This is a genomic window from Membranihabitans marinus (assembly GCF_019802045.1).
Lineage (GTDB): Bacteria > Bacteroidota > Bacteroidia > Chitinophagales > Saprospiraceae > Membranihabitans > Membranihabitans marinus_A.
The window spans coordinates 240,500-252,619 of the sequence record NZ_JAHVHU010000009.1 but is presented as its reverse complement, the minus strand read 5'-3'; the positions used below and the strand labels follow the sequence as shown (position 1 = coordinate 252,619).

Annotated in this window: 8 protein-coding genes; 2 read left to right on the top strand and 6 right to left on the bottom strand. The window is 46.3% G+C overall.

Annotated elements, in window-relative coordinates; all coding sequences use genetic code 11:
* Positions 1-67 precede the first annotated feature (67 nt).
* The 3 genes from KUV50_RS11075 to KUV50_RS11065 form a co-directional block, all read right to left on the bottom strand.
* Entirely contained in the window at positions 68-1,189 is a 1,122-nt protein-coding gene (locus KUV50_RS11075) for an acyltransferase family protein (RefSeq protein ID WP_222580210.1), read from the bottom strand.
* A gap of 34 nt (positions 1,190-1,223) precedes the next feature.
* Positions 1,224-2,417 carry a sialidase family protein gene (locus KUV50_RS11070; protein WP_222580209.1) on the bottom strand — a complete coding sequence of 398 codons (1,194 nt, stop codon included), beginning with the start codon at positions 2,415-2,417 and terminating at the stop codon, positions 1,224-1,226.
* A 274-nt stretch (positions 2,418-2,691) separates the two neighbouring features.
* Complete coding sequence (locus tag KUV50_RS11065; protein WP_222580208.1) at positions 2,692-5,613, bottom strand: PVC-type heme-binding CxxCH protein; 2,922 nt, start codon at positions 5,611-5,613, stop codon at positions 2,692-2,694.
* Between the two features lie 352 nt (positions 5,614-5,965).
* Between KUV50_RS11065 and KUV50_RS11060 the strand changes: the two genes are divergently transcribed.
* Positions 5,966-6,805 carry a hypothetical protein gene (locus KUV50_RS11060; protein ID WP_222580207.1) on the top strand — a complete coding sequence of 280 codons (840 nt, stop codon included), beginning with the start codon at positions 5,966-5,968 and terminating at the stop codon, positions 6,803-6,805.
* 155 nt (positions 6,806-6,960) lie between these two features.
* Here KUV50_RS11060 and KUV50_RS11055 read toward each other — a convergent pair whose 3' ends face one another.
* Genes KUV50_RS11055 through KUV50_RS11045 form a run of 3 tightly spaced genes read right to left on the bottom strand, consistent with a single transcriptional unit; the run spans position 6,961 to position 10,306 of the window.
* Entirely contained in the window at positions 6,961-8,019 is a 1,059-nt protein-coding gene (locus tag KUV50_RS11055) for a dihydrodipicolinate synthase family protein (protein ID WP_222580206.1), read from the bottom strand.
* A 53-nt stretch (positions 8,020-8,072) separates the two neighbouring features.
* Complete coding sequence (locus tag KUV50_RS11050) at positions 8,073-9,089, bottom strand: NAD-dependent epimerase/dehydratase family protein (protein WP_222580205.1); 1,017 nt, start codon at positions 9,087-9,089, stop codon at positions 8,073-8,075.
* Positions 9,086-10,306: an Nramp family divalent metal transporter gene (locus KUV50_RS11045; protein ID WP_222580204.1), complete on the bottom strand. Its 1,221-nt coding sequence runs from the start codon at positions 10,304-10,306 to the stop codon at positions 9,086-9,088. The genes KUV50_RS11050 and KUV50_RS11045 overlap by 4 nt, the downstream gene beginning before the upstream one ends.
* A 244-nt stretch (positions 10,307-10,550) precedes the next feature.
* Between KUV50_RS11045 and KUV50_RS11040 the strand changes: the two genes are divergently transcribed.
* Positions 10,551-11,816 carry an MgtC/SapB family protein gene (locus KUV50_RS11040; protein WP_222580203.1) on the top strand — a complete coding sequence of 422 codons (1,266 nt, stop codon included), beginning with the start codon at positions 10,551-10,553 and terminating at the stop codon, positions 11,814-11,816.
* The last annotated feature ends 304 nt before the right edge of the window (positions 11,817-12,120 follow it).

Genomic DNA, 12,120 nt, shown 5'->3' with positions numbered 1-12,120 from the left:
AAAAAAGAGTTCCTATGAGACCACTCCAGAGAATCTGAAATCTAAATGCTAGAAACCTAAAATCCCATTACACCTTCACAAATATGCGTTTGCGGTACATAAAATACAGCAGACCGAATTCCAGCAACAAGACCCCCAATTGGATAATAAACCGCTGCCCGTCTTCCCCCGCCATCTGAATAAACCCATTGAGCAAATATTTAGACGTATAGCCAAAGTCGATCAAGGCGGACGCCATGTAAATAAATATGGAATTCAATCCGATCACTTTAAACGGAAACGCCCATTTTTTATACCCCCAAACATCAATGACCAGATAAAACAGCGCCATAAATAAAAAACTGATGCCACCGGTCACCATGATAAATGAACTCGACCAAAGGTGCTTGTTGATCGGAAAATGAAAACTCCAGAGTACGCCAATTGCAATAGCCACCGCGCCGGCTCCCACCAGCCACGCCACTTTCTGCATTTCCATTTTACTGCTACGGAGCAAACTGGAAGCCAGGGTCCCCATCAATACCAGTCCGACAGCAGGAATATGGGTAAAATAACCGTTTTCGTCATAAATTCCATCGATCAACCGACCAGGTACGATGTAACTGTGAATATAAGTCACCAGGTTCCCTTCCTGGGACAAATCTCCGGCCCCATATCCGGGAACCGGAATAAACAGCACCGCCGCCCAATACAGAATTAAGATTCCTGCCAGCCAGTATATCCGGCCACGCCAGGTCGTGTTCAGAAGGATCAACGTGGCCAGGAAACCCGTTACACCAATCCGGCCCAACACACTGACATACCGGATCTGATCCCAGTCAAAGTGCAAAGGTCGGTTCTTATAAATAATGCCCAGGATACTGAGCAAAATCATCCGCTTGAACGCCTTCCAGTAAATCTCCTTTTTACTCATCCCTTTGCGCCGGGAAGACGCCACCGAATAAACCATCGACACCCCAACCATAAACAAAAACAGCGGAAATATCACATCTTCAAAAGTCAATCCGTGCCAAGGCACGTGACGAAACTGATCCGTCAACCAACTCATTGATTCCCAGCCCATCGCATGGATAAAGCTGGAAATAAAATGCGTTCCTCCAATGATAAGAAACATATCAAACCCGCGTAACGCATCCAGCGACTCCAGACGTTTGGATAAGAATGTTTTTTGGGTCGACTCGCTTTTCATGGTTGTTTATTTGAATTAGGTGATTTTCTCAGCGCTACTGTTTACTGATCAGGTGAAAGACAATCGTTTCGTACGGATTACGCTCACCCGCTTCGTATAGCATCCCGACCTGCCCGGGAAGTTCCACCATGCTCGAGTAAGCGGATGGGCCGGTATGAATAGTTTGAATAAAAGGCCAGGTTTGACCGTCATCTTCACTAATCCGGATGCTCATATTGTGTCGGGTCGTCGTGGAGGCTGGATTCAAAAACAATAATTGACTTTTTTGACCGGGACGAAAACGATCGTGCCGAATCATGCTCGCCTGGCAAACCGGCTCCACCAACTCATCCACCGGTCGGGGCGTGGTCCAGCTTATGCCCCCATCATAACTTACCGCCTGACTACGCCGGTGATCACCATAGTAAGATCGCATATTCATCAACAGTGTTCCATTTTTACTCTGATCTGTTCCGATTTCGACCACAGCACACTCATTGACTTTTGGTCGGATGGACCCGCCCAGCTTCCATGTTTTTCCATGATCAGCACTATAAATCGTATGGGAGCCATACTCAAATCCTCCTCCCTGCACATTGCCATTTTCATCATCAAAACTGTGATCGCAGGGAATCACCAGCCATCCTTTCCGTGGCCCGTGTTCGATCTGTATGCCATTTCCCGGACCGGTGGCGTACCAACCCCAGGAGGGATCTTTTGTGGTGCTGGTGATTTCCCCCGGTTCGGTCCAGGTCTCGCCATCGTCCGTGCTGCTCATCACCCAGACGGTCCGTGTTGATACGGCGGTCTTCCGGATAATCTCCGATTCATGATCCTGCCCCAGGTTGTGGGTCAATAACAGAAAAATTTCACCTGTCGTCCGATCGACAACCGGGCACGGATTCCCACAGGTGTTTGGACCATCATCCCATAGGACGACCTGATCACTCCACGTCTTTCCATTGTCAAAGGATCTTTTCAGGACAATATCGATATCACCCGAATCCCCGCTCCCCGCTTTACGCCCTTCACAAAAAGCCATCAAGGTGGACTTGTTGGTCGAAACAAGTGCTGGGATGCGATAGGTATCATATCCGTCTTCCCCGGCGGTGAATAAAGCCATAGAGTCTACGGTCCAGAAATATTGAGCCAAAGCTGGGGTACCAGGTAACCACAGAAACAACCCCATTGCAACTAAGATCACCAATTGGTTTATAGAAACTTTAATTTTCAACCACATCGCTTTCATTTTATTTTATTTGATGTTTGAACTCATATTCACGATTGGTCGGGCATACCAGGAATAAAATACATTATACTAATAAAAAAACTGAGCTTCCAGATCTCATCCCGGGATGAAAACGCAGGTATTACGATGGTACGTGGCATTTGCTGCAAAGCCTGGCGAGATAGCGAGTGTCCTGATCCTTTGACACAACCAAGGTTACGGTTTCCCAGCCTCCCGCCAAAAGCTCCATCAAAGAGCCTGTTATGCCAGAGCATGATGCCAACCACCATAGTTCTTAGTTTTTAAAGGTACTGCCTTTTTTCAAATAGGCCATCAAATCATTCATCTCTTGCTCTGTCATGGTTTGTTCCAATCCATCGGGCATCAGGGACTGACCGGTATTATTCAATTCTTTTATAGCAGACCGCAAAATGGTTTCATCACTCCCACCGGCCGTACGGAGCGTGATGCTGTTTTCCGTCTCGCTGACTGTCCAGCCCGCCACATGCCGACCATCATTGGTTTCGATCGTCATAGTTTGATAGGTGGGATATACTTCATAATTAGGCAAAATGGTGTGCATTAAAATGGCTTCCCTCGGTTGATTTTTCACCCCGGTGAGATCCGGCCCTACATTCCCGCCTTCGCCATCATAGGAATGACATATGGCGCAGGTTCTTTTGTACACCGCCAGTCCATGTTCCGGATCACCCGCTTGGTCCAATCTCGTCTTATAATCTTCATATACTGCCATTCGGTCGCCCCCCTCCAATTGTTCGAATGCCCGCTCTGCCTGACTCCTGATCTTATCATTCCGGCTATTCATCAATCGTTTCCGACTGACGGAGGGAACATCGGATGCAGCAATCACCCCCTTCTCAATGGCATCCAAGAGTACCGGCACATAAATTCTGTGCGATATCATCGAAGAAACTACCGAAGAACGCACCTGCGGTGTAAATCGTTTCCAAACACGCTCTTGGGTCAATACTGCACCACTCTTTGCATCGCCCTGCTCGATAAGCGCATCAATGGCCGCCATTTGAACCGCGGGTAAAATTTCGGGATCAAGGGATGCTTCGAGCACCGGAAGACTTCGGGGATCGGAGGTATAGCCCAAAATAGAAAGCGCTGTGACCCGATCGCCGGTCGGTGTGCTTTCCTGACCTGCTTTTGCCATAACTTCTTCTAAAAATTCAGAACGTTCTTTTTGAGATAAATCTATCATAAGGAAATCATCAATACGATCAGCATTATTCCCATCCAGGCGGCCGGCTACGCCCTCCATCATACCAAGCATAGTGGACATTCTGGCTGATTCATTTTTTTCATCGCGTATCATCATCGAAGCCAGTTTTCGGCAATCTTCCAGAGGAGCGGCCTGACCAAACATCTGTCCCATATCTTTCATGACCAAAGCATAACCTGCCCCCGTATGACCTTTTTGATTTTGAAGTGCTGATGTAAAAGAATCCATCCGTCCTCCGATACTACTCAGTACAGCTACACGCATCCATGGATCTGCGCCGTCTCTCAATGCGATTCCGGCCAAAGCCTGCGTCGATTCCTCACTATCTAAAGACCCCAACACCAACGCTGCCATAAACCGAACGTGTACATCCTCATCTTCAGCCATTTTCAGAACTGCTTGCAATAGCTCTTTATCCGAACCCGCTACAGGTTCTGACAACAACAACGCTTGCTCCCGAATACCACTCACCGGATCTTTGAACGCTTTTACAAGGGTGGACGGTTTGAGCTCAGCAATATGTCGGAGCAACCACAGGGCGCGAACCCGGCTTTGGGGATAATCAGAATGCAATGCTATTTCTACAAGCGTACTTGGACTGCTCATTTTACGACGTTCCAGTAAAAGCCGAAATGCCGTTTCCCGATCCCATTCCACATCCGAAGCAAGACGTTCTAGCAGCTCCTCCTCAGAATACGATTCTTCAAACCAGGCTTTATCTTGTAAACCCGAGGGATAATCCGCACTCGTGATTCGATATATACGTCCCATACCCTTTCCACTTTCAAAGTCAAGCTTGTCTCTGATTTCTTCCGGCACATAGGATGGATGATCGATCACTTTTCGGTACATGTCTACCACGTACAAGCCATCTTCAGGACCACTATTTACGTAGACCGGCCGAAACCATTCATCTTCTGATGCTAAAAATTCTCGACCTTCATAAGCCAATTCGGAACGAAAAGCCGGACCATCGGGCACCATGATTTGGCGCTGCATCAGATTTTGTGCAGACTCACAGATAAAGGCATTCCCCTGATGTTCGTCCGACAAACCCTTCCCATAATATATATAGGTACTGCTTGCTGCGGTAAAGGTGCCCTGGTGGGATTTCCCCATCAGGCTGGGGATAAAATCTGACGTCGTCACCACTTCTTTTAGTGGAAACACCACCGCTTCTGCTGCTACTTTGGATACATTTTTTACCGTTTGGCTGTAAGGCAGATAAGGATTGCGATTGAGATACTTCGGTTCGATCACTACCTGCATGATGGGGTGCCGGTTAGAGACCCCAAAACGATGGCCATACGCATCGAAAGCCATCCCAAACTGACTCTTTCCCCCCACATTCTCAAATTCAAAAGTTTCCGGATCAAATCGCCCATCCGATGCCGTGAAAGAAACGGTGTCCCGATCCGGATGAAGAGGAGAATAGACATCCCCTCCATTGAGCCCACTACTAACATACACCCAGCCATCCAACCCGAGGGTCGGGTGACTCATCCGTATTTGGGCGGTTCGGGTATCATGAAATCCCGAAAGCACTTTTTGACGCACATCGGCTTTTCCATCTCCCGTCGTATCTTTCAGATACCAAATGTCCGGCGAACAAGTGATAAACACGCCCCCTTTCCACGGCATGATGCCATTGGGGTAGGTAAATCCCTCAGCAAAATCACTACGGTGATTATATTCACCATCTCCATTCGTATCTGTCAACAGGGCAATACGTCCTTCCTTCACTGCAGGCGTTCCACCCTCTGCCGGATCTGGATATCCACGGTCTTCCACCACATACAACAAACCCGATTCGTCAAAAGCATAAGCCACCGGATCAATCACCAGAGGTTCTGCCACCACCAGCTCCAAATTCAGACCCGGTTCCACCTCTATACCTGTTTCGGTATCGTTACCAGAACACGCGCAAAAAAGAATTAATAAAATGAAAAATGTAGATGTTTTCGACATGTTTATTATTGATCTAAGTTATATGCATTCAGAACTTCTGACAGGAAATATGCACTTGATTTTACGTATTGCAAAAACCTATGAAAAAATAATTCACGGGCTTTAATCCAAAATTAAGGATTTAAGGGGAATAACAAAATGTTATGAAATGCATTTTGATTTCAATCACGCATTCAAACAGGTATTTGCTTTACCTTATCACCAGACAACCGAAATATCATAACCAGGTCACCTTCTCACATTTATCATATATTTTTCATGGAAGCTGCTAAAAAATGGTCTAAAATGATTATATTGAGCAGGTTATGCTCCCAAAGCCCACTTTGTATTAATGGTAATAAATACATCCGGTATGAAGGACAAAAATAAATCCAAAAAAGACATCCAGCGGGAAAACAATGATCTGAAATCAAAAATTTCAACAGAATTTGGGGGTAGGTTTGGCGGCGAATCCGATATTCCACCGGATGTGGAGAATCAGTTTCTAAAAAATGTAATGGCCTTTGAGAAGCAGTTTGCTGAAAGGAAACAAACGACGGTGTATGACCGAATAGGACGTCCGGACTGGATCCCTGAAAATAAAATCAAAGATAGCGATATGGGAAGCGCATTGGAAGAGCTGTACTTAAAGCTCCATGAAAACAATCTGTCGATTGATGCTATCTGCGAAGTGGAAGAACGCGAGATGTACCGGTTTATCACGGAGGAATTGTTCCAGGAAACCATCGATGATCTCTCCATCGAAGGAATGATGACCTGCTTTATTTATGAAGAGTTTCACCCCAATCACGAACATGATGTGAAGCAGGCAGTGAAAGAATTCATTACCTGGACATTATTGAAGGAAGTCGATACGGACGACTGGTACTTTAACGAAAACCTCAATCTGCAACTCAGCCCCATCATAGATAAAGAAAAGGCCATCCGGAATATTAAGAATTTTATCAATGCCTGGTCCAGTGTGAAAATCCACGAATTTGAAATAGTCTCTGTAGACATTACGGATGATCTGCAAATTGCACATGCTACTTTCGAAGTGAATTACATTGCCATTCCGGAGGGCAATCCTGATCCAATTTCATTTAGCGGGAAAGGCAAGATGAAACTAGAAAACGTTTACAAACGGTTGGAATGTGTCGGGTGGGATGTGCTGGAATGTGAATTTCCGGGATTTAGTTTGTTAACTCGCTGAGACTAGTGCTTTTTGAGCGGTGTAGGTGGTTCAGAGATATCATCTTTATATTGCCAGATCTGAAGGTGCGGGTCACATTGTAAATGCCCCACACCAAACTCAGCGCATTTTCTGCGAACACCCGCGAAATACAGCCGGTATTTTTAAACACCGGCTTAGCCCGCCTCCTGATTTTCCAAAAACTGCCGCACAAAGTCATCATCATTCAAATCCGGATAATCCCGATAAATCCGGTCCAGTTCTTCGGATTGTCCCGGTGAGAGATTTTCATCCGGGTTCAGGCACCAGGTGCCTTCCAGCAATCCTTGCCGACGCAATACTTCGTGAATTCCAGGAATACAGCCATGAAAATCATGAGCTACATCAAACAGCACCGCATTGGCATCGGTCACATCGATGTTTCGTGTAAGCATCTCTTCCGGAATACCCGCCTTAGCCGCGCGTATTTCTTTGATCTCTTCGAGCAGTTCGACCGCTTTTTGGGTCCAGACCGCCCAGTGTCCGAGTAGGCCACCAACGATTTTCTTCTTTCGGATTTCTCCATTCACCGGCATGGCGTAGGTGGTCAATAAATCCGCAATGATGTTGTCATCGTTACCAGTGTAGAGGGCAATTTCCTCCCACCTCGACGAGTTACACACCGCCCGGACCACATCCAGGGTCTGATATCTGTCAAACGGCGCCATCTTAATGGCTTGCACAGCAGGTATTTCTGCAAATTTTTTCCAAAACTCATAGGAAAGTACTTGCCCACCTACTGCCGGTTGAAGATAAAACCCGAATATCGGGATAATTTCGCCCACTTTTTTTGCGCGGTGAATCAATTCATCTTCCGAATAATCATTGAGTCCGCCCATACTCAGCAACCCTAAATCGTATCCGAGATTTTTGGCTAATTCAGCTTCTTGAACAGCCTGATCCGTGGGTCCTACGATCCCGGCCACTTTTGCAAATGGTCGGTTCAGCTGCGCTTTATCGATTTCTTCCACAGCCAGCCGCAACACCGGTTCCAACAGACCGACATCATCATTTCTGATCTCGAATTGGGTGGAATGTACGGCCACCGCTACACCTCCGGCGCCACTCTCAATGTAATACCGGGTCAACAACCGCTGCCGTGCTTCATCCAGTTTCCGGTCAGCCGTCAACGCCAGTGGATGGGCAGGAATCACAGTCCCTTCATGGAGAAGGGTTCTTATATCATCTTTCAACATAGTCCATGTTTTTTATCTTACACTTATACCACCAACCCCATTTATATAATAAATCAAAACTTGCCCGATCGCTGCTGGAAATGTGTGGGCTTACCCAGGGTCTCCCCTTCATTTTGCACCCAATCTGCAGTCCAGTCCATCACTTCGGTGAGTGATACAGACGGATAGCCAAATAACTGATGTGAATGAGCGGCATTGTTTAATAAAGCGTCCGGTGCCTCTTGATCATTTATTATCGGTTTCTTACCCAGCTTCCGGCCAAATTCATCGGCTACCCAACGAATGGAAATCGTTTCAGGTCCGGTTACATTAAGTAGTTTAGGCGGGGTGGAACAATGCAGTAATGAACGGATAGCAATCTCATTCGCATCCCCCTGCCAGATCACATTCATATGACCCAACCGAAGATTGATTGGCTTTTGCTGGTTAACCGCAGTCGCTATTTCCAACAAATTTCCATACCGCATCTCCACTGCGTAGTTCAATCGATATATAAGCATCGGTATCTCATATCGGTGCGAAAAATGTTCAAAAATCCGCTCCCGGCCCAGACAGGACTGAGCATATTCACCCCGTGGATCCGGCGGGGTAGATTCTGTGGCTCCACCGGACAGAACCGGAACATACGGGTATATATTGCCAGATGAAAACACCACAATCCGGGAATTGCGAAATTTTTCAGCCACGCGGCCCGGCAAATAAGCGTTCATGGCCCAGGTCAAGTGTTCATTTCCACCCGTTCCAAACTTTTTCCCGATCATATAAATCACATTGTCCACTTCGGGCAATGCCTGCAATTCATCCTCTTCCAAGAGATCTGCAGTTATCGTCTCTACACCGATCTTCTCCAGATCTTCTTTTAGCGTCGCATCCGAAAACCGGGATACTCCGATAATTCGTTTGGAATTTTTTCCTTTTTTCGAAGCCCGTACAGCGAGTTCAGCCAGGCTGGGTCCCATTTTGCCCCCCACCCCGAGAATCATAATATCGCCGTCTATTTTTTCAAAATCACGAATCAACCGTTCTGAAGGCTGTGAAAGACGCTCGTTCAATTCTTGTATTGTTTTCATAAAAATATTTTAATAAAATTACCAATAGCGAGAGCGAACAACACCAGGAGTCCAATACCGCCCAGGATATTATTGCCTCGTGTATTTACCAACTCACCCATTACTGTCCGGTCATTGGCCAGCAGAAATATTCCCAGCCCGATGAAAGGCACTACAAAGATGGTGACCCCTTGTGCAAAGATAATCAACTCCAGGGGCAAACGACCAAATACGATAGCTACAGCAGCTCCAATAATCATAATCATGGAAATCGATATGCGTACCGACCGACTGCTCAAATCGCGCCCCATGGATAAGGCATCTGAAAATAAGGTTCCTCCGATGGTCGCATTACCTATTAGAGACGAGAACGAGGCCCCAAATAAGCCGACCATAAATAGAGAGGTAGCCCAGGTCCCATACAGGGGTTCCAGTGCCAGTCCCATATCAGACGCCGACGTCACTTCGATGCCCTGTGGATAAAGTACGGCTCCTGCGCTGATCAGAATCATCCCCGAAATACACCCCAACACCAAAATACCTGTAAAACTTTCTTTGACCACCCGCTTGACCTGATGCTTTTGCCAGCCTTTTTCCTGAACCAGGTAAGACTGGTAAAATGCACCGGCGATGGAAAAACTGGACGCAACCAGCGCAACCACGAGCATGAGCGAACCGGATGGAATCCCGGGCACCAATCCCTGAACGACCTGCCACAGATTTGGCCGGGTGATAATTAATGTAAATAAGAAGGAGATCAGCATGATACCCACCATGGCGATCATCACCTTTTCCAATATTTTATAAAATGATTTGAAAAACAAAAGCGATATACCCAGTACGACCACCAATACGATCCAGGGCGCAGCAGCGGTTCCGAATGTTTCTGCAAAAGCGATCCCGGCACCCACCGAATTCCCTGCCTGAAACGAGGCGGTAACCAGGAATATCCCGATACCGGTTCCCCAGGCCGCCCAGTTTCCCCAGCGATGACGAAACGTGTCCAGCAAGGAGCCTTTCGTTGCAATTCCTATTCGAGCCCCCATGCTGGTGAAAGTCATCATCAAAATTGTGGAGGCCACAATAACCCACACCAGCTGATATTGATACACTGCTCCCAGTTTGGAAGTAATGGTCAGGCTGCCCGGCCCAAACACCAAAGCGGCCGTAATAATGCCGGGTCCCAGGTAGGCAAGCCATTTTGTAATCGCGCTGGAAGAATGGTTCTGCTGCTTCAAATTTTCATTGATTAAGTCTTCGAATTCGCTATTATACGATAATTTGATTTTATAATGAAAATAAACTTAAAACTTCTGTGTACGTTACCGATCTCATCAAATTCTCGGTCGAAAATCAGAACTTACAAACCACTTCAAAGATCGTATTAATGTGCATCACAATAGAGAAATCATATTTTAGAAGAAAAGTTATAAACAAATAGATATTCAGGTATTCAATTTTCCTTATATCTTAGTAAACGATATGAATTATGAAGACCTCATTACATTGGGCATTGCATTTGGACTGGGACTTCTCGTTGGTCTACAACGCGAGAAAAGCAACCATGAAATGGCCGGCGTCCGAACCTTCACTCTCATCGCTATTCTTGGCGCGATCAGCGGTTTTATCACCCGTGATTTTGAGAATCCTTACTTGATCCCTGCTTTAGCCATAGCCATTACAGGATTGATGGTGACTTCGAACTTTATGAAAATTCACACTCAGGACGACCCCGGTATCGGCAAAACCACTGAAATCGCCGTTCTCCTAATGTATGCCATCGGGGTGTACCTCGTACTGGGTGACCGCATTATCGGCGTCCTGACGGGCGGCACTCTGGTCATTCTACTATACATCAAGGAAACCCTTCACAATTTTATACACAATCTAAAAGACAAGGATCTTTCAGCGATCATGACCTTTGCTGCTATCTCACTGGTCATACTACCGATTTTACCGGACAAGACCTATGGTGCGCTGGACGTTCTCAATCCACACGAGATTTGGCTCATGGTTATCCTCATTGTAGGCATCAGCATTCTCGGTTACTTTGTATATAAGTGGCTGGGTAAGAAAGTCGGAATGCTCGCCAATGGGATCCTCGGTGGCATCATAAGCAGTACGGCAACGACCGTGAGCTACGCCCGGTATTCGGCCAACAACCACAGTATAAGTTCGGTTTCAGCGTTCGTAATACTCACAGCAGTGACGGTTTCCATGATTCGAGTGATTGTTGAGATCAGCGTCGTCGCCCCCAATGAATTGCCCTTTCTGATTCTTCCTTTATTGGTTCTTTTTGTTTTTATGATCCTCTTGTCCGTGGGGCTGTACTATACTATTTATAAAAACAACCAGGAGGAACACATGCCTGAACCCGAGAATCCGGCTCAATTCAAAAGCGCATTAATTTTTGGCTTACTATATGGTATAATTATACTAGCTGTGGCTTTTGCTGAGCAAGAATTTGGTGACAGCGGATTGTACTACGTGTCTGTTATTGGCGGACTGGCCAACAAAGATGCCATCACGCTTTCCCTTGCCCACTCTGTGAGAAGTGGCCTCGATACGGAGCTGGGCTGGCGGCTTATCATGACCGGTGTGCTTTCCAACCTGGCGTTCAAAATTGTACTGGCCGCACTAGTGGGGAACAAACAACTTACCAAATGGATAGGAATTACGATGACTCTCTCTATTATGGTCGGTCTGTTGCTGATCTTTTTCTGGCCCGAGAGCTGGCATTTGGGGTAAAGGTTTGATGTAAAACTCATCCACTTTTCAATCGGAATGGGTCATCCAGGTTGGATTCGTTGAAATCAGCCACCTGGCAAAAAAGAAAAAATTGCAATTTGATAAATATTATAAATGGGACCTGATTACTGTTGATCCTGATGATAATAAAATTGTGGATTGTGCGATTTTTCCGACAGACCATACAGATCAACGCAGACAATACCGCTATGTGAGGCGCAATTTCTGCGAAAATCTGCGAGATCATCGGGCAATAGAGTAATACGAATCTCATACGTCACCCAAAAGATTATAAAGGAGAAGG